This window comes from Glaciimonas sp. CA11.2 (genome assembly GCF_034314045.1).
Classification (GTDB): Bacteria; Pseudomonadota; Gammaproteobacteria; order Burkholderiales; family Burkholderiaceae_D; genus Glaciimonas.
This window is the reverse complement of the sequence record NZ_JAVIWL010000001.1, coordinates 2,372,441-2,395,374: the sequence shown is the minus strand read 5'-3', so window position 1 is coordinate 2,395,374 and position 22,934 is coordinate 2,372,441. Positions and strand designations below refer to the sequence as shown.

Here is a 22,934-nt window from a genome sequence, read left to right as displayed (position 1 = left end):
TAAAGAAGGCGATTTGAAAGCGGCTTGTGTCAAATGACAGTATTAGACGCATTCACCAGCTCAACATTCAACGATCGCTTTGATGACGCCTGCCGACGGTTTAAGCCATTCCGAAAAAACCACAGGAAGCGCATCCATGGTGGTGCGATGGGTATTCAGCAGTTTTGTCGGTACCAAGCCGGCACGCATTGCTTTTAAAACCTCTTTAAAATCTTCCATGGTTGCGTTACGACTGCCAAGCAATGTCATTTCACGTTTATGAAATTCAGGATCGGAAAACGAGATATCACCGCGAACAATCGAAACCAGCACATAGGTTCCACCATGAGCGACAAATTCGAATCCTCTTTCCATTGCTTTCGTATTGCCGGTTGCATCGAATACCACATCAAAAAAATCTTGGTTAGTCATCGCAGCCAGTTGCGACTTATCCGTCTCACCGACCTCAACCGTATGGGAAATTTGCATCGCATCACGACAAAACTGAAGTCGATCAATCCGCGTATCCAATACACACACTTCTGCGCCGCGCAGACGCGCAAACAATGCCGTGGCAATACCAATAGGTCCGGCTCCGGTGATCAACACTTTCTGCCCCGCTTGAATCGCGGCACGGCGCACGGCGTGCGCGCCAATCGCAAGAAATTCAATCATCGCAGCATCATCCAGCGAGATGCCGTCTGTCTTAAAAGCAAATGCCAACGGAATCGACAAATACTCCGTCAGGCCACCATCGCGATGAACGCCCAATACCTGAATATTGGTACAGCAATTCGTTTTACCTTTTTTGCAAGCTACGCAAATGCCACAAGATATATAAGGCATGACGTAGACGGTATCACCCGCCTTTAACGCAGACGTGCAAGGTGCTTCTACAACCTCCCCCGACAATTCATGACCCATCACTCTTGGATAATCAAGATAGGGTTGCGTGCCCTGATAGATATGCATATCCGTGCCGCAAATACCGACCCGCCTGACACGCATCAACACTTCGTCCGGCCCACGTTGTGGCATGGGTCTTTGCACCATTTGCAGGATGCCAGGGCTTTCACAGACAAGGGTTTTCATCATTTATTTATCTCTTTTCATTACGAAATCTGCATTTCCTGAGTACTACCTGGATACCCTTCCCATTTCTTTTAAAAAAGAAACGAAAGAGTATCCATGAGTCGTTTTAGCCATGGCGAGATTGGTATCGCATTGCATGCGGAAGCCTGCAAATCCATCATCAATATGCAACGCCTCCGCCATGACTCACAGGATGCTTTAACGACCTTTTTATTTGCGTCCGGCAATTAATACAAAACATTCTTGGCTTCGGGAAGATCAATATTTTTCTTCCTTACCATCACAACGCCGGTATTGACAAACTTCGGCACGGTTTTTCCTTCGATCACACTGGTCAACGTTTTGATTCCCAGCGCACCCATTTGATAAGAACCTTGCACCGCCGTCGCATCAATCGTTCCATCTTTTACAAACTCTTGCAGATCTTGATTACCATCAAAACCAATTGCCACGACCTTCCCAGCTTTGCCCGACTGCTTGAGTGCGCGAGCCATGCCGACTGCGGTCGGTTCGTTGGCACCAAAGATTCCCTTTAGATCAGGATTAGCAGTCAGCACATCAGTGGTTTGATTCAGTGCGGTCGCCATTTGCGATTGCGAATAGAAAGTATTCACAATGTGCAGCTTGGAGTTATCCGCAATATATTTTTTAAAGCCGCCGACACGACCAATTTCTGAACCAGCGCCCGCAACATACGACATCACCGCGATCTTGCCAGTCGTACCAATTTTGGCGATCAACTCTTTCGCACACAGCGCGCCAGCGGCATCGTTATCCGTGGAAAGGAAGGACTGATAATATTTTTTGCCGCCATCCGACACCATAGAGTCAATCAGGATCACGGGAATTTTGGCTTCCCAGGCTTTCTTCATTGCCGGAATCAGCGCATCAGGATCTGACGGGGCCAACACAATACCGGCCACTTTTCGGTTCACGGCGTTCTCCACCATGCTGACTTCATCCGCAATCGCAGATTCCGACGCCGGTCCCTGAAACGACATTGTGTAACCTTTGGTGTCCTTGAGCGCCGCTGCTGCGCCCTTTTGAACGTTCTGCCAGTAATTGGAGTTTGCCGACTTCACAATCACCGCGATTTCTCCACCGGCTGCAAGCGCTGAGTGAATTGAAAACGCCAGCGTAGCGGTCAATAGCCCGATAGAAAATTTCTTGAAGTTATTCATCTTTGTTCTCCTCTATATTTTAGGACTTACGCAAAATCGCCCCAACTACGTTGTGCTTTCCTAGCCGTACTAGCGTACTGTCTTCGTCGGCACGCGTTATTGGGACGGTTTGGCGTGAGTCCAATTTTATTAAACTACGTATTTACAACGCCCAAAGCGGTCGTCCCGCATCAGGCAGTGTTCTAGCGGCGATTGCGCATCTGATCAATCCAGACCGTCAACAGAATGACTACGCCAATAATGATTTGCTGGACGAAGCTTGAAACACCATTCATGTTCAAACCGTTACGTAAAATCCCGATGACAAAAGCGCCAATTGCAGTCCCCGAAATGGTACCGATACCGCCAATTAGAGACGTGCCACCAATGACCGCGCTGGCAATTGCGTCGAGTTCATACATGACGCCTTCATTCGGCTGTGCGGTGACCAGACGTGACATCAGTACGCAGCCAGCAAGACCCGCAAGCGCGCCCGAAATCACATAAGTCGACAAAGTGACACGGGCGACGTTGACACCAGACAAACGTGCAGCCTCCGCATTTGATCCCACCGCATAGATGTGTCTGCCGAAAGTGGTACGGCTCAACATAATTGACACCAGCACCGCAAGAACTACCATGATGATGACGGGATAAGGAATGCCGGGAAACACGACATCAGGAAACCCGTTTGTGGTTTCCTTCACGATCCGAAACAATGCACCGTTTCCTAGGACGCCGAACGCGTCACCAAGCCCTGAGACAGGACGCGCGCCAGTAATTTGCAATGCCACACCCCGCGCTACCAACATCATCCCAAGCGTGGCAATAAAAGGAGGAAGTTTTAGATTGGTAATAAAGAAGCCGTTTATCGCACCACACAGCGCCCCAACCAAGATTCCGAGAAACATACCCAACGGTACCGCCACGCCCGCCTTGACCGCCAGCGCTGCGACAACGCCCGACAATGCCAACACAGAGCCGACGCTCAAATCGATACCACCGGTAATGATCACGCAGGTCGCGCCGATACCCAAATACGCAATGGATGTCACTTGTAAGGCAACACTCATCCCGTTGCTCATCGAAAAGAACGCACTGCTAGTCATCGAAAACGTAATGCACAAAATCAATAAACTGCCCAATGCGGCGAACTTTTGGACCAGATCTTTTTGTTTTTCATTCATTCTTTGTCTCCAGATTATTTTAATTTTTATATCCCGGATCGACCGGATGCGTGATGCATGATCTCTTCTTGAGAGGTATTTTTTGTAGTCAACATTGCCGCTATTTTTCCCTCATGAAAAACTGCAACACGGTCGGTCATGCCGAGAATTTCCGGCAACTCCGACGTGATCATCACCACGCCAATGCCGTCGGCAGCAAGCTTATCGAGTAATGTGTAAATCGCGAATTTGGCCCCGACATCGATACCACGTGTTGGCTCGTCAAAGAATAATATTTTCGAGCCGCGGAAAAGCCATTTGCTGATCGCGACTTTTTGTTGATTTCCACCTGAGAGATTTTTTACGATCTGATGGCATGAAGGCGTTTTGATATCGAGAACTCGCACATATTCCTGACCGATCGTTTCTTCCTTCGCAAACTGTATGAAACCAAATCGGTCCGAAACAGCATCAATATTAGTCAATGAAATATTGCTCGCCACCGACATTTTTATTAATAGTCCATCTTTTTTCCGGTCTTCGGAAAGATAGGCAATCCCATGCTTGATGGCGTCAATCGGTGAATCGATCATCACCTCGCTATCGCCTAAAAATATTTGCCCACCAGTAATCGGGTCTGCGCCAAATATCGCACGTGCGACTTCGGTCCGACCCGCACCCATTAACCCGGCGAACCCTAAAATTTCGCCACGTCGCAGAGTAAAACTGACTGGGCCAATGCCGTCATTTCGGGTCAATTCTTTGACCGAAAGTAATGTCTCTTCGGTGGGGACGGAGGTCCGTTCGGGAAATTTGCTATCAAGCGAGCGGCCGACCATTTTGGTTACTATCTGGTCTACGCTAATGGATGAAAAGTCATCGGTACTAACATATTTCCCGTCCCGCATGATCGTCACCCGGTCAATGATGTGTTGCATTTCATCGAGGCGGTGCGAGATATAAATAATCGACACACCTTTGCTTTTCAGATCGTTGATGATCTTGAAAAGCTGCTCGGTTTCGCTTTCGGTCAGGGAAGAAGTCGGCTCGTCCATGATCAGGACTTCCGCGTTTAATGACAAGGCCTTCGCAATCTCAACCATTTGTTGCTGCGCCACTGACAGCGACTTCACCAGATCAGTTGGCTTAACCTGCAACTTAAGACGATCAAGATACATTTGCGCGTCTGCGCACATTTTAGCTTTGTCGATGAACCAACCTTTCTTCGGCTCACGCGCCAGGAAGATGTTTTCCGCAACCGACAGTTGCGGCACCAAATTCAGTTCCTGGTGGATGATGGCAATACCAACGGCCTGCGCCTCTACGCTAGATCCAAACTGGCGCACCTCACCCTTATAAAGAATAGTCCCTTCATCGGCTTGAAATACTCCGCTGATGACTTTCATCAGAGTAGATTTTCCTGCACCGTTTTCACCGCATACCGCATGCGCCTCGCCCTTTTTCAAATCGAAACTGACACGATCCAATGCCAGCACGCCGGGAAATCGCTTAGTGATGTCTCTCAACGAAAGAATCGTCGCAATAATCGCCTCGGCAGGATCGGTCGGCAATCGTTGAACTGATTCAACAGTGTCTTCTTGCTGCATATTTTTCTCAGAAACGCTAAAGGGTTTAACAGCTTTTTTTACCCAGCATATGCAACATACGCAATTAAATTATCGCAGCTGACGTTCGCAGCTACCGGGCAATTTGTTGGCTCAACCGCTGCATTTGAATCCGCCCTCATTACGAATGAATCACGGTTTTATATGTTTAATGTACCGCCAATGAGAAATAAATAGCGGATCCACAGTGAAACTGACATCCGCTTTAAGGTGTTAATAATTGCCAAAAAAATGAAAAATGTGCTTTTGATCCTCTTTTAAAGAATGCAAACGCCATTTAAAATGAAGTTTCTTTTTTTGGTTTTATAAATATATAGAACCAAAAAACCAAAGTCAACAAACATTCATGTTGCATTGCAGAAAATGTTGTTCGACTATCGCGTAGAAATGGTGACCGGTTAAAACCAGAACACCACCGAACCAAAGGCATTTCTGTTTTCTGAGAACCTTAGCGTTAATTAAACTGACCGAAATCCGGGCGGCGTTTTTCAAAGAATGCTGTGAACGCCTCCTTAGCTTCCGGCGCTTTCAGCATTACGCCAAAATGGGCGATTTCCTGCGTCATTTGGGCTTCAATCGCGGCTGTTTGCGCACCCTTCATCAACTGCTTGGAGATGCGAATTGAGGTGGCAGGCAACGCCACCAATTTCGCAGCCTGAGCGTGGGCAAAGGCTAGCAAATCTTCTGCTGGCAATATTTTATTCACCAACCCCATGGCATGCGCTTCGGTGACATCGAAGGCTTCACCGAGGAGTAATTTTTCCGCCGCACGTTGATAACCCGCGAGTTGGGGAAGCAGCAAACTCGATGCCGCCTCAGGACATAAACCAAGCTGGCTAAAAGGCATTGAGAATCGGGCATTGTCTGATGCGTAAACCAGATCGCAATGCAACAACATGGTGGTACCGATACCAACTGCGGCGCCAGCGACTGCCGCAACTAAAGGCTTGCTGGCATGGCTGATTTGCCATAAAAATTGAAAGACCGGACTGCTTTGACTATTCGGCGGATTTTTCAAAAAGTCTTCGATGTCATTGCCTGCGCTAAATATTTGCGACTGTCCAACGAACAGAATCACACGCACGGACGCATCGCTTTCTCCATCTTTCATCGCATCGACCATGGTTTGATACATCGCCGCGGTCAGCGCATTTTTTTTCTCAAGACGATTAATTGTGATCGTCAATATGCCACTTTCTTTGCTCGTCAAAATATCCAATTTATTCTCCTGTAAGGCAAAATATAACTATCGATTATGCTGGTTCTCGTCGAATGCATTATCTCGAAAATTAGCCAAAAATTGTTTAAGAAGTTTTAATGTTTACCAAATAAAAAAGCCGCACAGCAACAGCAGTACGGCTTTTAATGTGATCAACGTCAAAGCAGTAACGCTTCTTACATACGTTCGAAAATTCCCGCCGCACCCATACCGGTCCCGACACACATCGTGACCATGCCGTACTTCAGATTCTTGCGACGTAGCGCATGAATTGTGGTCGCGGCGCGAATCACACCGGTGGCACCAAGCGGATGGCCTAAAGCAATTGCGCCGCCCATCGGATTGACCTTCGACGGATCAAGTCCAAGGTCCTGAATCACCGCCAATGCCTGCGCCGCAAACGCTTCGTTCAATTCAATCCAGTCCAGTTGGTCTTGCGTAATACCCGCAGCGCGCAACGCAGCCGGTATCGCTTCTTTCGGACCAATTCCCATGATTTCCGGCGGCACGCCCCGAACTGCAAACGAGGCAAAACGTGCCAGCGGCGTCAAATTAAATTGCTTGAGAATTTTTTCGCTGACCAAAATCAACGCACCGGCACCATCCGAGGTCTGCGAACTATTACCAGCTGTGACGCTGCCTTTAGGCGAAAATACCGGCTTCAATTTAGCTAACGCTGCCAAGGTCGATTCGGCACGCGCACCTTCGTCACGATTAACCGTGCGGGTACTGATATCAATCTGCCCGGTTGCCAAATTTGGAAAGCGCTCAATGATATCAACCGAGGTCGTCTCGTCATCGAATTCACCTGCCAATTGAGCGGCAATCGCTTTCTGATGCGACAGCAAAGCAAATGCATCCTGCGACTCGCGCGAGACTTTCCATTGCTTCGCAACGTTCTCTGCCGTCAGACCCATGCCATACGCCATGCCAATATTTTCGTCCTTGAAGACGTTCATGTTGACCGATGGATGAAAGCCCATCATCGGTACCATCGACATTGACTCAGCACCGCCAGCAATCATGACATCGGCCTGGCCAACACGAATCCGGTCGGCTGCCATTGCAATGGCAGTAATGCCGGAGGCGCAATAGCGATTAACGGTGACGCCACCGATAGTGTTCGGCAAGCCAGCCAGCAATATGCCGTTACGCGCCATATTCAGGCCTTGTGCGCCCTCAGGAAACGAGCAGCCGATGATCGCATCTTCAACTAGTTTAGGATCCAGATCCGGCACTTGCGCCATCACTGATTGCAGTACACGCACCAACAAGTCGTCGGGACGGGTGTTCTTGAACATGCCGCGGGGCGCTTTACCGATTGGCGTCCGGGTCGCGGCAACGATATAAGCGTCTTGAAGTTGTTTAGTCATTTAAATCTCCGTTATTAGTTGCGGACCGGCTTGCCGGTTTGCAGCATGCCCATGATGCGCTCCTGCGTTTTTGGATGATTCAGCAGTTCGATAAAGGCTTTGCGCTCAAGATCCAACAGCCATTGTTCGTTCACCAGACTGCCTTCTTCGACTTCCCCGCCGCAGACAATTTCAGCCACCATGCAACCCAACTTGTAGTCATGCGCCGAGATAAAACCACCATCGCGCATGTTCACCAGTTGCGCCATGATGGTTGCAATACCGCTGCGACCAACGACCGGAATCAGGGCTTTCAATGGCGGACGATATCCAGCATCGAACATCGCACGGGCCTCAACCTTGGCGACATGCAGTAATTCATACGTATTAAAAACGATGACATCGCTCGGCTTCAGATAGCCCATCTTCTTGGCTTCCAATGCCGACTTCGACACGTTCGCAGTCGCTGCATTGAGGAATGAGGACTTAAGAAATTGCAGAATGTCGTTGCCGCTGGCGTCATGCGCTGCGCGCACTGCTGCTTCTTTCAAACCACCACCGGCTGGAATCAAACCGACGCCGACTTCGACGAGACCGATGTAGGATTCGAGAGCCGCAACACGCTTGGCTGCGTGCAGGGCCAATTCGCAGCCACCGCCCAACGCCAAACCAGCCACCGCAGCAACCACCGGAACGCTCGCATACTTCAAGCCCATGAAAGCCTGCTGCAACTGCGCGACCATCGGTTCAATGGCTTTGACGCCGCCTGACATAAACAGGGGAAGCATCGATTGTAAATCTGCGCCGGCGGAGAACGCACCGCCATTTGCGGCATCCGCGTGCCACAACACCAAGCCCTTGAAGTTCTTTTCGGCTTCAGTCACGGCCATGTTCAGACCTGCAATAACACCCGGTCCGATGACATGCAACTTAGTCTTAAACGAAATAATCAGGACTTCGTCGTTTTGATGCCAGAGACGGACCGATTCATCTTCAAATACAGTCGTACCGGCAGTAGTACCGGCAGCGACACCTTCACCTACCAACGGAGCACGGAACAATTGCCGCTGATATACCGCCAGATCAGATCGTGCAACGTTGACTTTCTTCGCTGGAGAATAAGAGCCATCAGCGCTGTGCACACCAGTGCGACCATCGAAGACCCAAGCCGGTAATGGCGCGTTGCACAATGCTTTGCCCGCATCGATATCTTCCTTCACCCATCCAGCAATTTGTTGCCAGCCGGCAGCTTGCCAGATTTCAAACGGGCCAACACTCCAGCCAAAACCCCATCGCATCGCGAAATCGATATCGCGTGCGTTATCAGCAATCGCATCCAGATGAATGGCAATATAGTGAAAGCCATCCCGAAAAATCGACCATAGAAATTGCGCTTGTGGGTTAGTCGATTCGCGCAATGCTTTCATACGCTTAACTGGATCTTTATCTTTCAGGATGCGGGCCACCAAGTCATCGGCCTTGCCGCCGCCAGCAACATAGTCACCTGTCGCAGCATCAATACGCAAAATATCCTTGCCGACTTTTTTATAGAATCCAGCACCGGTTTTTTGGCCCAATGCGCCTTGCCCAATCAACTTGGAGAGCAATGGCGGGGTTGTATAGACGCCGTAAAATGGATCATCTTTCAAACTATCTTGCATAGTTTTGATGACATGTCCCATCGTATCCAGACCCACGACGTCAGCGGTGCGGAACGTGCCGGACTTGGCGCGGCCTAATTTGGCGCCGGTTAAATCATCGACGACATCGACCGACAGACCAAATTTCTCGGCCTGATGCGCCGTCGACAAAATACCGAACACGCCGACACGGTTGGCGATGAAGTTTGGCGTATCTTTGGCGCGTACAACACCTTTACCAAGTGTTGTAGCCAGAAAGCCTTCTAGCTGATCCAAAATTTCCGGACGCGTCGACGCGGTAGGAATCAGTTCAACCAAATGCATGTAGCGCGGGGGATTGAAAAAATGCACACCGCAAAAGCGCGCTTTCAATTCATCATCAAAACCTTCGGATAATCCGGTAATCGACAGGCCAGAAGTATTCGAGGCAAAAATAGCATTAGGCGCGATATGCGGTGCGACCTTTTTGTAAAGATCGTGCTTCCAGTCCATGCGCTCGGCAATCGCTTCAATGATCAGATCGCAATCGCCAAGTAAGGCCAGATTGTCTTCGTAGTTGCCGACCTCAATCAACGCTGCATCGTCTTTGTTTCCTAACGGTGCGGGGCTGAGTTTTTTCAAATTCTCGATGGCGCGCAGCACGATCCCGTTCTTCGGACCTTCATTAGCTGGCAAATCAAACAGAATGACCGGCACCTTGGCATTTAGACAGTGCGCAGCAATTTGTGCACCCATTACGCCAGCACCGAGAACGGCGACTTTTTTAACGATAAAATTGGACACTGTTGTCTCCTTAATTTAACAATTCTGGTACGAAAAATACAGAAAAATGCATAGAGGAAGCTTCCAACCGCTATGCAAAAAATTTAAAACAGGTCAGCATCCAACGCCATAAGGCTAGCCGAACCGGCGCGTGCCTGGCGGATCAACATGGCTGTTTCTGGCAATAAACGGGCAAAGTAAAAGCGCGCCGTTGCTAGTTTAGACACGTAAAAGGTATCGCCACTGTCTTGCTTTTCCAACGCTATTTTTGCCATCTGTGCAAAGAAGTACGCATACACCAAATGACCAACTACGCGCAAATAGGGTACCGCAGCGGCACCGGCTTCGTCTTTATTCTGGAACGACTTCATACCGATTTCCATCGTCAGTTTAGTGACCTTATCACCCAAATCGGCCAGCGGCGTGATGAACTCCGATAAGGCTTCGTCCGTGCCATTCTCTTCGATAAAAGCTTGCACTTTGGCACCGAATTTCTTCAACTTGACGCCGTTATCCATCAACACTTTACGGCCTAACAAATCCAATGACTGAATCGTATTGGTACCTTCATAAATCATGTTGATACGGGCATCACGCACATATTGCTCCATGCCCCATTCAGCGATATAACCATGGCCGCCATAGACTTGCATACACTCTGAAGTGGCGATCCAGGCGTTGTCCGTGATAAACGCTTTAACGATTGGCGTCAGCAATGCCACCTCATCAGCCGCATCTTTACGCACCGCTTCGTCGGGATGATTTAATTCCTTGTCAATTTGCAAGGCAACATAGGTGCAGAATGCACGGCCGCCTTCTGCGTAGGCCTTGGCAGTCAATAGCATGCGCCGCACGTCTGGATGCACGATGATCGGATCGGCAGCTTTATCCGGCGCTTTGATACCTGACAAGCTACGCATCTGTATCCGGTCTTTGGCGTAGACCAAGGCATTTTGATAAGCGACTTCCGTGAGACCAAGACCTTGCATGCCGACACCCAGACGCGCCGCGTTCATGAACACAAACATCGCATTCAAGCCTTTATGCGGACCGCCAATAATCCAGCCTGCCGCGCCATCCAGATTCATCTGGCAGGTTGAATTGCCGTGGATACCCATTTTTTCTTCAATGGCACCGCATGTGATTGGATTACGTGCACCGAGAGTGCCATCTGCATTAGGCAAGAATTTCGGCACCAAAAATAACGAAATCCCTTTTGATCCTTGCGGCGCATCAGGCAACCGTGCCAGGACCAAATGCAGGATGTTGTCGGCCATATCGTGTTCACCAGCGGAGATAAAAATCTTGCTGCCCGTAATCAGATAAGAACCATCCGGCTGCGGCTCGGCTTTTGAGCGCAACATGCCAAGATCTGTGCCGCAATGCGATTCGGTCAGACACATGGTGCCGGTCCATTCGCCTGATACCAGCTTTGGCAGATACACCGCTTTTTGTTCTGGCGTTCCATGCTCAAGTAAGCACTCGTAAGCGCCGTGCGACAAGCCAGGATACATAGTCCATGCTTGATTGGCAGAATTCATCATCTCGTAAAACGAATTATTCATCACCAGCGGCAAACCCTGGCCACCAAATTCCGGCACGCACGACAGCGCGGGCCAACCGGCTTCAACGTATTGCTTATAAGCTTCTTTGAAGCCCTTTGGCGTGGTAACAGTTTTATGTTCTTTATCGTGCGCGCATCCTTCGCGGTCACCGGAATGGTTTAGCGGAAACAATACCTGCGACGTAAATTTACCGCCCTCTTCCAATATCTGATTGATGATATCCGCATCAATCTCCGCATGCTTCGGCAACTGCTTCAGTTCATCTTCGACATGTAACAACTCGTGCATAACGAATTGCATATCCCGCAGCGGCGCGACGTATTGACCCATGGTGTTCTCCTGATATTTAAATTTGTCAGACTGCTTTATGCGCAGACGAAGTTAGATTTTTTGCTGACACCGTGTTGCTGGCGTCTTTTTGTTCTGGCATGTTGCTGCGATTACTTTGATAACTTTGAATGAGGCGATCAAAGCCAGCTTGCGCACGTTCTTCGCTACCAGCTTTTTTTAGAAAGCGGGCATCGTGATGTAAACCCAAAATCAAGCCATACATCTCATAGACTAATTGGTCGGCATCGGTATCGGTGCGCAGATGATGTGATTCAATTGACTGGCGCACGCAACGGCATAAAGCTTTTTGCCAGGTATCGACCATCGATACTAATTGGTCGCGGATTTGTCCCGGACGATCGTCGTATTCAACTGCACCGCTAATGTAGATACAGCCGGATGAAATCTCGATCGTGACTTGTTTGATCCAACGCGCAAACATGCCGCGCAAGCGAGGTAATCCGCGTGCTTCCTTGATGCTTGGATAAAATACTTCTTGTTCAAAATGACGATGGTAAAGTTTGACGACTTCAATTTGCAGATCTTCACGTGAGCCGAAATGCGCGAATACACCCGACTTGCTCATGCTCATTTTTTCAGCCAGCAAACCTATCGTGAGCCCTTCCAGGCCATTGCGGCTGGCAAGATCAAGCGCTACATCGAGAATGGCAACGCGCGTGAGTTCGCCTTTTCGCATAAATTTAGTTTGCGTGCCCATGATTGTATGTCCCACAGTATTCCCATCTTTTTTAGGATTTACGCAAAATCGCCCCAACGGCGTTGTGCTCTTCTAGCCACCGGCGAGGCCTGACCTGCACGGCCCGGCCTAGGCGGCCCAAAACTAACATACCGACGTCGTCGGCAGGTTTGACAATTCCATTGCTGGGAAGGTTTTGCGTAAGTCCTAATAGTTAATAATCTGCTCGTAGAAATAATACGAACGACCGTTCTATTATGCACCAAAAATAGTCCTATGACATACGTTAGAGGGCAAATTCTAGTGATGCGCTTTTACCTCTGCCAAGACAGTGATAAGTCATTATTGTTGAATTTAATCAAGTCAATTTACTTAAAATAAAAGCAATTTTATTGCGCCACGAAAACATCAAAGCGCTCTAAAAATAAATGGGTAAATCGCCAAAAAAAAACAGGTCTGGTGTCCGTTTGGGGCGTCCAGTCCGCTCATTATTTAGCTTTTCTTCGGACTTCATGTCTGATTTTTATCAATCAATCGCCGGTCGCGCTTGGTTGGGCGTCCTTTTATGCGCATCGTCGGCTCGTGAAAGTATTTTCGGTCTTCTGCCACAACTTCGCGTTTTTTGAGGCTTTGTTCGGTTTCCGTATACAACGTTTGTGCGATCGCAGCCGATCCCCGCACGTCGGCGAGGCGCTGCACGACGACCTCCCATTCGTTGGCACTATTGTTGATAGCCAACGTATCACCGACTTTGACATTGTGCGCAGGCTTGACCCGATCGCCGTTCAGGGCGACCTTGCCGGTAAGAACCGCCTCTGTAGCGAGTGAACGGGTCTTAAAAAATCGGGCCGCCCACAACCATTTATCGATGCGTACCGTTTCTACTAAATTTTGCATACCAGCCCTGATACAGCGTTAAGGGAATCAAATAAGACGACTAAACGGATTAAGCAGAATATTTAAACTGGATTATCAATATCAATAAATTGATGCGTCATGCCAAAGTGTTCCGCAAGGTGCTGGCCCAAGGCTTGCACGCCGTAGCGTTCGGTGGCGTGATGTCCCGCGGCCAGATAGGCGACGCCGGATTCACGCGCCAAATGGACGGTCGGCTCCGAAATTTCACCACTCATATATACGCTTGCACCCGCCGTAATCGCAGCACCCAATAAATTTTGGGCCGCGCCGGTACACCAGGCAATCTGCCCCAACGGCTGCGACGGGTCACCGATCAGCGTTGGCTGACGCCGCAGTTTTCGCTCAATTAATTGCGCCAGATCACCCACTGTCCGGACCGCAGGATCAGCGACGGAACCCAGCCAGCCAAGGTTATCCTCACCAAAACGTCCATTTTCAACCAGTCCCAGTTCGCTTGCCAACTGCGCGTTATTCCCCAATGTCGCATGTGCATCTAGTGGCAAATGATAGGCAAATAGATTAATGTCGTGCGTCAAAAGCAATTTCAGTCTATTGTGTTTAGGCCCAATCACCCGCGCGTCCTCGCCTCGCCAGAAGTAACCGTGGTGCACAAGTATCGCATCAGCACCGGCTTCAAGCGCTGCTTCAAGCAAAGCCTGACTAGCGGTGACGCCAGTAATCAGTGTGGATATGTCAGTGCGCCCTTCCACCTGCAGGCCATTTGGGCAATAATCACGGTATTGTGTAATATTTAGCATTTCTGCCATATATTTTTCAAGTTGCACGCGGCTTACCGGCTTTTTACTCACCAACTTTTGATGCATTATCAGACCTCTTATATGCGACGTTTCTGGCTATTGTTTGCGCAAACCGTCACCATCGGTTTAGCGATCTGGTTCATTTTAACCACCCTCAAACCCGAATGGGTTAACGGCGGATTGAGCGCCAACACGCGATTACATATTGCCACCTCCAAGGTGCCAATTCAAGAAGCAGTTCCCGGCACAAAGGCCCAGAATTCATACCGCGATGCCTCAAAGCTCGCCATGCCTTCGGTCGTGAATATTTTCACTACAAAAGAAGCCAAGGCCTCGCCGAATCCGCTTTTGCAGGATCCATTATTCAAAAAATACTTTGGCGACCGATCAGAGCCAGAAGAAAAGCAGTCTAGCCTCGGCTCGGGCGTCATCGTCAGTTCTCAAGGTTATATTTTGACCAATAACCATGTGGTCGAAGCCGCTGACGAAATTGAAGTGGGACTGGCAGATGGGCGTACCGCCACCGCGAAAGTCGTCGGTAGTGACCCTGACACCGATCTGGCGGTGATTAAGATTGACTTGCCAAACTTGCCAGCGATTACGCTCGGCCATATCGATGAGGCCAGCGTAGGTGACGTCGTATTGGCAATCGGCAATCCGTTCGGGGTCGGTCAGACTGTCACCATGGGAATCATTTCCGCACTTGGTCGCAGTCATCTCGGTATCAACGCATTCGAAAATTTTATTCAAACCGACGCCGCGATCAATCCCGGCAATTCAGGCGGCGCACTGGTTGATACCAATGGCAATCTGCTCGGTATCAATACAGCAATTTACTCTCGTACCGGTGGTTCGTTGGGGATCGGTTTCGCCATTCCGGTATCAACCGCTAAAACGGTCATGGAATCAATCATCAATACCGGTAGCGTGGTGCGCGGCTATATTGGTGTTGAGCCACAAGATATTACCCCTGAACTGGCGGAAAGCTTTGGCCTGGCGCAGAAAAAGGGCGCAATTATTGCGGGCGTTCTGAAAAATGGTCCAGCAGATAAGGCCGGCATAAAACCCGGCGATATTCTGGTGGCAATTAATGAGACGCCGATTGCAGACACGACGGACCTACTTAATGTGGTCGCAAAATTTGCGCCCGGTACCAAGGTCAAAATGGAAGTGATCCGTAAAACGAAAAAAATGGCGATTGATCTGTTAATTGGCAAGCGTCCGCTCCTCAAACAACAAGAACAAGAATAGAGAGCACTTGATGCACGTGCGCGACCTGACGCAATTTTTGGCCGAATTATCGGAAAATAATAATCGTGCGTGGTTTGTGATGAACAAACCACGTTACGACATCTTGCGGGCGGAGTTTCTCGAGTTAGTCATTCGCCTTATCGGGGAAATTACACGTTTCGATCCTGCAGTGGCGGCCTGTAATCCTAAAAAAGCGCTGTTTAGAATTAACCGGGACATGCGCTTTTCGCACGATAAAAATCCGTATAAAACAACGTTTTCTGCCGCGATAACAGCTAGCGGCCTAAAGCGACCAAGCCAGGGCGGCGGGCCAATGTACTATTTTCACGTCAATGCCGATGGCATGTTGCGCATCGCGGCAGGAGAATATATACCGCCGATTGATCGTTTACGGGCTATCCGCCAACAAATCGTGAGCGATAACATTGGCTTTAGTAAGCTAATAAAAAATAAAAAATTAATTGGAAGTTACAACGGCCTTCAAATTGGCGAACAATTAGTGCGGCCGCCCAAAGGTTTTGACGCTGCATCGCCTCACATTGACTATATTCGACTGAAAAGTTTCTTGGTGCGTCGAGAGCAGCCAATCAATAAAATGCTCGGCGAGGCAATGGAAAAAGAACTTATCGCCAGCTTTAAGGATGCCTATCCGCTGGTCAGTTGGCTGCGTCAAATCAACACATTCGAATGATAAGAGCGATAAAGAAAGAGATAAAGAAAGAGATAAAGAAAGAGATAAAATTAGGGTAACGATAGACCAACGATGATGGGCGCATGATGGGGATGACGTCAGTGGTCAGCCTAATTTCGTGCAGCGCTATAACTCAGTTATCAAGTTGAAGCGCGGACGAGCCATCGCGCCGCGCTACAAAACGTCAGATAGTTTCTTCAGCATCCTTCGGCGCTTGGGTTGCCTTGACGAACAAAGGGGCAACAAGAAGGCCGACTTCATATAGCAGACACAGCGGCACCGCCAATAATAACTGGCTCATAATGTCGGGCGGCGTGACCACCGCCGCGACGACGAACGCCCCGACCACGACATAAGGTCGAATTGCTTTCAGCTTTTCAAGCGAAACCAGACCCATACGCACCAACACGATCACAACGATTGGAACCTCGAACGTCAAGCCGAAAGCGATGAACATCGTCATCACAAAATCAAAATAACTATCGATATCCGGCGCGACCGAAATGGATTTGGGTGCAAAGTTGTTAATGAAGTGAAAAATGACCTTAAACACCAGGAAGTAACAGAAAGCGACCCCGGTGATAAATAGGGCAGATGATGAAATCACCAGCGGTGCGATGAGCTTTTTTTCGTGCGCGTACAAACCTGGAGCAATGAATGCCCACAATTGATACAGAACCCACGGCAGGGCAATAACGAACGCCACCAGCAACGTTACCTTGACCGGGATAAGAAAAGGCGTTATCACGCCGGTAGCAATCATTTTGCTACCGGTCGGAAGTGCTGCGATCATTGGTGCGGCCAACAGATCGTAAATATTTGCCGCCCAAGGCATCAGGCACAGAAAGACCACGATAACCGCGATTGACGCCTTCATGATGCGATTGCGCAACTCCACCAAATGCGAGATAAATGTTTCCTCGACGGCGCTGGTTTTTGATTCTTCAGTCATGGTTCACACCAACGTTATTGTGCAGACTAGCCTGCTGGCGTAAATAGGGAAAACCCGATGGACACATACCATCAGAATTATTAACGAGATTGTGACCGACGATCAAACTCATGCGTAAAAAGAAGAGTTATTTTTGGTCCGGCCGGCAGGACGGTATTTTGCAACACGCGCAGCGCCTGAGATAACACGCGCTTTCCGGCCATTCTGGCTTTTATACCAGCCCGGAATAGCGCTATTTTTAGCGAGTTTTTTCTTGCGAAAATTTTTGGCTTTACGCGCAAGCTGTTCGACGTTGCCTGTCACTAACGGCGTGTCTGTGAGATTGTCATCCCATGCCGCGTGCAACGAATCTTTGGTATCCGAGATTGTCCGTGAAACACTGTCCTCAAATCCACTGGCCGCGTCCTGCACGTCTTTTTGCATCTTGCGCAAACCTTCAAGCTCAATCTCACGACTGACCTCGGATTTGACCTCATTGATATAGCGCTGGGCGCGACCAAACAGCGAGCCCGCCATGCGTGCTACGGTCGGCAATTTTTCCGGTCCAATCACAACCAGTGCAACGACGCCAATTACTGCTAGTTTCGTGAGGCCAATATCAATCATGAGGTGATTGCGGCAAACGCTGAATGTGCATAACTCCGGCAAAACAACACTATGCCGGAGTCATTCAATCAACGGCCGGTTTTATCCTGTTCTTTGGCTGCAACGTCAATGGTCGGTTTGACTGCTTGCGCTTCGGCTTCTTTCTCTTCTTCGCCTTTAACACCGTCTTTAAAGCCTTTAACGGCTTTTCCAAGATCAGCGCCCATATTGCCAATTTTTTTGGTACCGAATACCAACATCACGATAACCAGCACTATTAACCAGTGCCAAATACTGAACGAACCCATACTATCTCCTTGCCGAACGATGATGTCCGGAACGCTATGACCACAGTGCCAGACAGTAATAGTCTGGCAGGACTGTGTGCTTATTTACTTGTACACATACAAATTTTAATTACTAAATTCGGTCCTGCAATCTTGCGCCGCCATCATAAGACAGTTGATGACGCCTTTAGAACTTGCCTAAAGGCTCAGCTTTCAGTTCAGCTACACCTCAATGTTGCCCCTTCCAGGGACGTGGCCCACCGATAACGTGCACATGCAAATGGTATACCTCTTGACCGCCATCTGGACCGGTATTGAATAAAGTCTTGAAGCCGCCGCTTGACTGGCCTTCCGCATCGATTTTGTAGCCGCAACCCTGCTCTTCGGCCAGACGCGGAACTAATAACATCATTTTACCTAGCAACGCTGCATGTTGCTCGCTACAATCTGCAAGAGTAGAAATGTGTTGCTTTGGAATAATCAAAAAATGAACCGGTGCGGCCGGGTTGTGATCATGAAAAGCCACTACATCGTCATCTTCGTAAATGAGATTGGATGATATCTGTTTAGAAGCGATCTTGCAAAAAATACAGTTGTCCAAATTCATCTCCACGGATTGATAGCGCCATAGTGGTATTAGTTTTGCTACGGCGCAAAAACTCAGATTTTAACGATGCAATTTTTTGTCACGCGTTATTGTTTGTTTTGCACTGCTTGTACAACCGGAATTTCTTGTAATTCTTCTTTTTCGCGTGCAATCAGCTTGCGATTCGCTTTTTCTTCAATACCGGACAAACCCTCGCGGCGCGCCAGCTCGTCCAATACATCCTGCGGCGTTAAATCGAATTGCGCCAACATGATCATCGAATGAAACCAAAGGTCGGCACATTCATATAGCACATGTGATTTATCGCCATCGACCCGCGCATCCTTGGCCGCCATCACGGTTTCGGTCGCTTCTTCACCGATTTTTTTCAAAATCGCATCGTCGCCCTTCGAAAACAAACGGGCAACATACGATTTTTCCGGGTCTCCGCCATTGATTAACTTGCGCGACTCGATAATTTCGGACAACCGCCGTAACGTTTCACTCATGATGCAGACTCATTATTCATTTATACATTATCTTCGGATCTTTCAGGACTGGCTCTACGGCATTCCAGAGACCTGATTTTTCCGAACCTTCAAACTTTTGGAAGAAACAAGAGTGGCGCCCCGTATGACATGCGATGTCACCGGCTTGCTCAACTCTTAACAGCACGACATCTTCATCACAATCCAGGCGGATTTCATGCACTTTTTGCACGTGACCAGATTCTTCACCTTTATGCCAAAGCTTCTTGCGCGAACGGCTCCAATACACCGCCTCACCCAGAGCAACCGTTTTTGCGAGTGCATCACGATTCATCCAGGCAAACATCAACACATCGCCAGATCCGACTTCTTGCGCGATGACCGGCACTAAACCGTGCTCATCCCATCTCACTTTATTTAACCAGGTCACACTCATGCCAGCCTCATCGGAATTTGTTGTGCAGCCATAAAACGTTTGGCTTCTTGTACCGTATGTTGCCCATAATGGAAGATACTCGCCGCCAATACTGCATCCGCACGACCAATTTTGATACCATCAGCCAGATCCTGCAAACCACCGACGCCACCGGAAGCAATCACCGGAATTCTCACCGCGTTAGAGACGCTACTCGTCAGCGCCAGATCGAATCCAGCCTTGGTGCCATCACGATCCATGCTGGTCAACAAAATTTCACCGGCACCAAGTAGCTCCATCTTTTGCGCCCACTCAATCGCATCCAGCCCAGTCGCGGTGCGACCGCCGTGCGTAAAGACTTCCCATTTTCCGGGTGCCGTTTGTTTGGCATCGATGGCGACGACAATACATTGCGAACCGTATTTGCTGGCCGCGTCTGCGACTAATTGCGGATTAGTGACGGCAGAAGTGTTAATGCTGACCTTGTCAGCACCCGCGTTTAACAAACGGCGGACATCGGAAACAACACGTACACCGCCGCCGACTGTTAATGGAATAAATACCTGCGAGGCTACCGCTTCGATGATGTCAAGAATCAGATCGCGGTTGTCCGAAGAAGCCGTAATATCAAGGAAAGTGAGCTCGTCCGCGCCCTGCTCATCATAACGACGCGCAATTTCGACCGGGTCCCCAGCATCGCGCAGCTCGGTAAAATTAACGCCCTTCACAACGCGACCATTGGTCACATCCAGGCAAGGAATGATACGCTTGGCGAGTGTCATGATTGATCAGCGTCCGGCTGCTCCGACAAATCATCTTCCGCGTCAGCTGACTCCGTCAGTTCGTCAGCACGCTCTTGCGCGCTGCGCAAATCGAGTGTGCCTTCATAAATTGACCGACCGCAGATAACGCCTTCAATCCCTTCGTCTTGCACCGCACACAAAGCCTCAACGTCATCAATATTGTGGACGCCGCCCGAGGCAATAACAGGAATCGACATACTTTGGGCCAGTTTGACTGTTGCCTCAATATTTACGCCGCCCATCATGCCATCGCGACCAATATCGGTATAGATGATCGAGTTGCAACCGTAATCTTCGAATTTTTTCGCCAGATCGATGACTTCATGGCCCGACAGTTTGCTCCAGCCATCGGTCGCCACTTTGCCATCCCGCGCATCAAGGCCGACAATGATTTGTCCTGGAAAAGCGCTACAGGCATCGTGTAAAAAGCCAGGATTCTTCACCGCAGCAGTGCCAATGATGATGTAGCTCAATCCATCGTCCAGATAACGTTCAATTGTGTCGAGATCACGAATACCGCCGCCCAATTGCACCGGAATTTCATCAATGCCGTGCGCTAATGCAAACTCGCGAACTGATTTGATGATGGATTTAACGGCTGACTCATTTTTCGGTTTGCCAGCAAAAGCGCCATTCAAATCAACCAGATGCAGACGACGTGCGCCTTGCTCTAGCCAATGCAGCGCCATTTTGCCCGGATCATCGGAAAATACAGTGGCTTGGTTCATGTCACCTTGTTTCAGGCGAACACAGTGACCGTCTTTCAGGTCGATTGCAGGTATCAGCAGCATGGCTACAATTTGAGAAGTAGGTTAAAAAAATAAACGTAAAAATAAATATGAAACCGATATAAGCGCTGCATATTACGCACTAAAAACTGAACAAGCCAATCAAGAGGGCGCTAAATCAGCCAAACACCCGAACCGGCTAGCCAGCTACCATCACGCAATCAGGGGTTCCAGTGGACGAAGTTCTTGTAAAGCTGCAGACCCGCAGAGGCACTTTTCTCCGGGTGGAACTGCGTCGCGAAAATATTATCACGTGCGACCGCACAACTGAATGGCGCACCATAATTGGTCTCGCCGACAGTGTGAGCAGGATCTGCCGGAACCGCATAATAACTATGAACGAAATAGAAATACGCGTCGTCAGCAACGTCCTGCCATAGTGGATGAGAGCGTGACTGATGAACCCGATTCCATCCCATTTGGGGGACCTTAAAACGCGAACCATCTTCCTGCAACTGTTCGTCGAGTTGGAAACGCACCACTTTGCCCGGCAACAAACCCAGACCTGGCGTATCGCCCTCGTCGCTCCAGTCAAACAACATCTGCTCGCCAATGCATACGCCCAACAACGGTTTATTGCGTGCCGCTACGAGTACTGCCTCTTGCACACCAGAATCACGCAAGCTGCGCATGCAATCCGGCATTGCTCCCTGACCCGGTAATACGATGCGGTCAGCCGACTGAATCTCGGCGACATCACCTGAAATACGCACGTCAGCCTCTGGCGCTACCTGACGCAAGGCCTGCGCTACCGAGCGCAAATTGCCGACGCCATAATCAACTATAACAATTTTTTTCATAATAAAAAGTAAATTCGGACGGGAAATGCGATTCACGGTCAGGCTTGACGTCACACGATATCTGACAATTGTAATCTGTTAAGGCATCTTGATTTCGATAACGGAATCAAGAGAATCAGCCGAATAACAATCTCAAACGCAGTATAACTTGACACAAAGACAACCTACCGTGCCTTGCACTTATGAGACATTTGGCAACATTGCAGATTAACCTGCACCGGTGCCGCGCCTATTCACGGTCTTCAGTTTAAAGACTGCCCTTGGTCGATGGAATAGTGCCAGCCGAGCGTGGATCAAGTTCAGTTGCCATGCGTAAGGCACGACCGAAAGCCTTGAACACTGTTTCGCATTGATGGTGTGCGTTATCGCCACGCAGATTATCAATATGCAACGAAACCAACGCATGATTGACGAAGCCTTGGAAAAATTCGTGGGTCAGATCAACATCAAACGATCCAATCATGGCACGTTTGAACGGCACGTGAAACTCCAAGCCCGGACGACCGGAGAAATCAATCACTACGCGCGACAGCGCTTCGTCCAGCGGCACATACGCGTGACCATAGCGTCGGATACCCTTCTTATCGCCTATCGCCTGGGCAAACGCTTGTCCTAACGTAATACCGACATCCTCTACCGTATGATGATTATCAATATGCAAGTCGCCAACCGCCTCGACTTCAATATCAATCAGACCATGACGCACAATTTGATCCAGCATATGGTCGAGAAAAGGTACACCGGTATTCAGCTTTTGCTGACCGGTACCATCAAGATTGATAGCGACGCGAATTTGCGTCTCATTGGTGTTGCGGGTAATCGCTGCAGTACGGGCGGTAGACATGTTCAGATTGGACCAAAGTGACGATAAAAGACCCCTGTTCGGGGCATCAAGAATAGGGAGTTACAAGATACATGTTACAAATACATCTCACAGATACATTACAAGCGTATACGTTGAATTGGGTCCTTGCGCCAAGCCCTTAAATTAGGTCCTTGAACAGGTGCATCCAGGCCAATTTCCC

General features: G+C 49.2%; 24 protein-coding genes. 3 read left to right on the top strand and 21 right to left on the bottom strand.

The features are described 5' to 3' along the window. Positions 1-60: 60 nt before the first annotated feature. Entirely contained in the window at positions 61-1,071 is a 1,011-nt protein-coding gene (locus RGU75_RS10240; protein ID WP_322240413.1) for a zinc-binding alcohol dehydrogenase family protein, read from the bottom strand. A 96-nt stretch (positions 1,072-1,167) separates the two neighbouring features. On the opposite strand from RGU75_RS10240, the gene RGU75_RS10235 reads away from it, so the two are divergent. Continuing rightward, on the top strand, positions 1,168-1,302 hold the full coding sequence (locus tag RGU75_RS10235; RefSeq protein ID WP_322235569.1) for a hypothetical protein: 135 nt from the start codon (positions 1,168-1,170) through the stop codon (positions 1,300-1,302). On the opposite strand, the gene RGU75_RS10230 is transcribed toward RGU75_RS10235, so the two are convergent. From RGU75_RS10230 to RGU75_RS10185, 10 genes are all read right to left on the bottom strand, one after another. Then, positions 1,299-2,252, bottom strand: a complete 954-nt coding sequence (locus tag RGU75_RS10230; RefSeq protein WP_322235567.1) for an ABC transporter substrate-binding protein — start codon at positions 2,250-2,252, stop codon at positions 1,299-1,301. The two genes, RGU75_RS10235 and RGU75_RS10230, sit on opposite strands and share 4 nt — an antisense overlap. 182 nt (positions 2,253-2,434) lie before the next feature. After that, positions 2,435-3,418: an ABC transporter permease gene (locus RGU75_RS10225; RefSeq protein WP_322235565.1), complete on the bottom strand. Its 984-nt coding sequence runs from the start codon at positions 3,416-3,418 to the stop codon at positions 2,435-2,437. 26 nt (positions 3,419-3,444) lie between these two features. Beyond that, entirely contained in the window at positions 3,445-5,004 is a 1,560-nt protein-coding gene (locus tag RGU75_RS10220) for a sugar ABC transporter ATP-binding protein (RefSeq protein WP_322235564.1), read from the bottom strand. Positions 5,005-5,476: 472 nt separating this feature from the next. Continuing rightward, complete coding sequence (locus RGU75_RS10215) at positions 5,477-6,241, bottom strand: enoyl-CoA hydratase (RefSeq protein ID WP_322235562.1); 765 nt, start codon at positions 6,239-6,241, stop codon at positions 5,477-5,479. A 176-nt stretch (positions 6,242-6,417) separates the two neighbouring features. After that, on the bottom strand, positions 6,418-7,614 hold the full coding sequence (locus RGU75_RS10210) for an acetyl-CoA C-acyltransferase (protein ID WP_322235560.1): 1,197 nt from the start codon (positions 7,612-7,614) through the stop codon (positions 6,418-6,420). Between the two features lie 14 nt (positions 7,615-7,628). Beyond that, a complete protein-coding gene (locus RGU75_RS10205; RefSeq protein WP_322235558.1) occupies positions 7,629-10,016 on the bottom strand; it encodes a 3-hydroxyacyl-CoA dehydrogenase/enoyl-CoA hydratase family protein in 2,388 nt (795 codons plus the stop codon). An 83-nt stretch (positions 10,017-10,099) separates the two neighbouring features. Beyond that, positions 10,100-11,890, bottom strand: a complete 1,791-nt coding sequence (locus tag RGU75_RS10200; RefSeq protein ID WP_322235556.1) for an acyl-CoA dehydrogenase C-terminal domain-containing protein — start codon at positions 11,888-11,890, stop codon at positions 10,100-10,102. 25 nt (positions 11,891-11,915) lie between these two features. Beyond that, on the bottom strand, positions 11,916-12,587 hold the full coding sequence (locus RGU75_RS10195; protein ID WP_322240411.1) for a TetR/AcrR family transcriptional regulator: 672 nt from the start codon (positions 12,585-12,587) through the stop codon (positions 11,916-11,918). Between the two features lie 510 nt (positions 12,588-13,097). Beyond that, positions 13,098-13,484 (bottom strand): RNA-binding S4 domain-containing protein, encoded by a 387-nt coding sequence (locus RGU75_RS10190; protein ID WP_322235554.1) that lies wholly within the window; start codon positions 13,482-13,484, stop codon positions 13,098-13,100. A 62-nt stretch (positions 13,485-13,546) separates the two neighbouring features. Then, complete coding sequence (locus RGU75_RS10185; protein ID WP_322235552.1) at positions 13,547-14,329, bottom strand: Nif3-like dinuclear metal center hexameric protein; 783 nt, start codon at positions 14,327-14,329, stop codon at positions 13,547-13,549. Between the two features lie 15 nt (positions 14,330-14,344). Here RGU75_RS10185 and RGU75_RS10180 point away from each other — a divergent pair, with 15 nt between their 5' ends. Beyond that, on the top strand, positions 14,345-15,514 hold the full coding sequence (locus RGU75_RS10180) for a Do family serine endopeptidase (protein ID WP_322240409.1): 1,170 nt from the start codon (positions 14,345-14,347) through the stop codon (positions 15,512-15,514). Positions 15,515-15,524: 10 nt separating this feature from the next. Beyond that, entirely contained in the window at positions 15,525-16,205 is a 681-nt protein-coding gene (locus tag RGU75_RS10175; RefSeq protein WP_322235550.1) for a DUF2461 domain-containing protein, read from the top strand. Positions 16,206-16,389: 184 nt separating this feature from the next. Here RGU75_RS10175 and tatC read toward each other — a convergent pair whose 3' ends face one another. From tatC to hisB, 10 genes are all read right to left on the bottom strand, one after another. After that, on the bottom strand, positions 16,390-17,157 hold the full coding sequence (gene tatC / locus RGU75_RS10170) for a twin-arginine translocase subunit TatC (protein ID WP_322235548.1): 768 nt from the start codon (positions 17,155-17,157) through the stop codon (positions 16,390-16,392). Positions 17,158-17,265: 108 nt separating this feature from the next. Further along, positions 17,266-17,763 (bottom strand): Sec-independent protein translocase protein TatB, encoded by a 498-nt coding sequence (tatB, locus tag RGU75_RS10165; protein ID WP_322235546.1) that lies wholly within the window; start codon positions 17,761-17,763, stop codon positions 17,266-17,268. Between the two features lie 68 nt (positions 17,764-17,831). Further along, a complete protein-coding gene (tatA, locus tag RGU75_RS10160; protein ID WP_322235545.1) occupies positions 17,832-18,050 on the bottom strand; it encodes a Sec-independent protein translocase subunit TatA in 219 nt (72 codons plus the stop codon). A 208-nt stretch (positions 18,051-18,258) separates the two neighbouring features. Further along, positions 18,259-18,630 carry a histidine triad nucleotide-binding protein gene (locus tag RGU75_RS10155; RefSeq protein ID WP_322235542.1) on the bottom strand — a complete coding sequence of 124 codons (372 nt, stop codon included), beginning with the start codon at positions 18,628-18,630 and terminating at the stop codon, positions 18,259-18,261. Positions 18,631-18,722: 92 nt separating this feature from the next. Continuing rightward, positions 18,723-19,124, bottom strand: coding sequence for a phosphoribosyl-ATP diphosphatase (locus RGU75_RS10150; protein ID WP_322235539.1), 402 nt, complete (start codon positions 19,122-19,124; stop codon positions 18,723-18,725). A gap of 16 nt (positions 19,125-19,140) precedes the next feature. Beyond that, entirely contained in the window at positions 19,141-19,539 is a 399-nt protein-coding gene (gene hisI, locus RGU75_RS10145) for a phosphoribosyl-AMP cyclohydrolase (RefSeq protein ID WP_322235536.1), read from the bottom strand. After that, positions 19,536-20,300 carry an imidazole glycerol phosphate synthase subunit HisF gene (gene hisF / locus RGU75_RS10140; RefSeq protein ID WP_322235534.1) on the bottom strand — a complete coding sequence of 255 codons (765 nt, stop codon included), beginning with the start codon at positions 20,298-20,300 and terminating at the stop codon, positions 19,536-19,538. Before hisF ends, hisI begins: the two co-directional genes overlap by 4 nt. Continuing rightward, positions 20,297-21,112: a 1-(5-phosphoribosyl)-5-[(5-phosphoribosylamino)methylideneamino]imidazole-4-carboxamide isomerase gene (gene hisA, locus RGU75_RS10135; RefSeq protein WP_322235532.1), complete on the bottom strand. Its 816-nt coding sequence runs from the start codon at positions 21,110-21,112 to the stop codon at positions 20,297-20,299. The genes hisF and hisA overlap by 4 nt, the downstream gene beginning before the upstream one ends. Positions 21,113-21,270: 158 nt before the next feature. Next, on the bottom strand, positions 21,271-21,909 hold the full coding sequence (gene hisH / locus RGU75_RS10130) for an imidazole glycerol phosphate synthase subunit HisH (RefSeq protein ID WP_322235530.1): 639 nt from the start codon (positions 21,907-21,909) through the stop codon (positions 21,271-21,273). 247 nt (positions 21,910-22,156) lie between these two features. After that, a complete protein-coding gene (hisB, locus tag RGU75_RS10125) occupies positions 22,157-22,753 on the bottom strand; it encodes an imidazoleglycerol-phosphate dehydratase HisB (protein WP_322235528.1) in 597 nt (198 codons plus the stop codon). Positions 22,754-22,934 lie beyond the last annotated feature (181 nt).

Bases quoted from the DNA above. Each gene is read 5' to 3' on its own strand.
- RGU75_RS10240 (WP_322240413.1), bottom strand. From the start codon at position 1,071: ATGAAAACCCTTGTCTGTGAAAGCCCTGGCATCCTGCAAATGGTGCAA.
- RGU75_RS10235 (WP_322235569.1), top strand. From the start codon at position 1,168: ATGAGTCGTTTTAGCCATGGCGAGATTGGTATCGCATTGCATGCGGAA.
- RGU75_RS10230 (WP_322235567.1), bottom strand. From the start codon at position 2,252: ATGAATAACTTCAAGAAATTTTCTATCGGGCTATTGACCGCTACGCTG.
- RGU75_RS10225 (WP_322235565.1), bottom strand. From the start codon at position 3,418: ATGAATGAAAAACAAAAAGATCTGGTCCAAAAGTTCGCCGCATTGGGC.
- RGU75_RS10220 (WP_322235564.1), bottom strand. From the start codon at position 5,004: ATGCAGCAAGAAGACACTGTTGAATCAGTTCAACGATTGCCGACCGAT.
- RGU75_RS10210 (WP_322235560.1), bottom strand. From the start codon at position 7,614: ATGACTAAACAACTTCAAGACGCTTATATCGTTGCCGCGACCCGGACG.
- RGU75_RS10200 (WP_322235556.1), bottom strand. From the start codon at position 11,890: ATGGGTCAATACGTCGCGCCGCTGCGGGATATGCAATTCGTTATGCAC.
- RGU75_RS10195 (WP_322240411.1), bottom strand. From the start codon at position 12,587: ATGCGAAAAGGCGAACTCACGCGCGTTGCCATTCTCGATGTAGCGCTT.
- RGU75_RS10190 (WP_322235554.1), bottom strand. From the start codon at position 13,484: ATGCAAAATTTAGTAGAAACGGTACGCATCGATAAATGGTTGTGGGCG.
- RGU75_RS10185 (WP_322235552.1), bottom strand. From the start codon at position 14,329: ATGCATCAAAAGTTGGTGAGTAAAAAGCCGGTAAGCCGCGTGCAACTT.
- RGU75_RS10180 (WP_322240409.1), top strand. From the start codon at position 14,345: ATGCGACGTTTCTGGCTATTGTTTGCGCAAACCGTCACCATCGGTTTA.
- RGU75_RS10175 (WP_322235550.1), top strand. From the start codon at position 15,525: ATGCACGTGCGCGACCTGACGCAATTTTTGGCCGAATTATCGGAAAAT.
- tatC (WP_322235548.1), bottom strand. From the start codon at position 17,157: ATGACTGAAGAATCAAAAACCAGCGCCGTCGAGGAAACATTTATCTCG.
- tatB (WP_322235546.1), bottom strand. From the start codon at position 17,763: ATGATTGATATTGGCCTCACGAAACTAGCAGTAATTGGCGTCGTTGCA.
- tatA (WP_322235545.1), bottom strand. From the start codon at position 18,050: ATGGGTTCGTTCAGTATTTGGCACTGGTTAATAGTGCTGGTTATCGTG.
- RGU75_RS10150 (WP_322235539.1), bottom strand. From the start codon at position 19,124: ATGAGTGAAACGTTACGGCGGTTGTCCGAAATTATCGAGTCGCGCAAG.
- hisI (WP_322235536.1), bottom strand. From the start codon at position 19,539: ATGAGTGTGACCTGGTTAAATAAAGTGAGATGGGATGAGCACGGTTTA.
- hisF (WP_322235534.1), bottom strand. From the start codon at position 20,300: ATGACACTCGCCAAGCGTATCATTCCTTGCCTGGATGTGACCAATGGT.
- hisA (WP_322235532.1), bottom strand. From the start codon at position 21,112: ATGCTGCTGATACCTGCAATCGACCTGAAAGACGGTCACTGTGTTCGC.
- hisH (WP_322235530.1), bottom strand. From the start codon at position 21,909: ATGAAAAAAATTGTTATAGTTGATTATGGCGTCGGCAATTTGCGCTCG.
- hisB (WP_322235528.1), bottom strand. From the start codon at position 22,753: ATGTCTACCGCCCGTACTGCAGCGATTACCCGCAACACCAATGAGACG.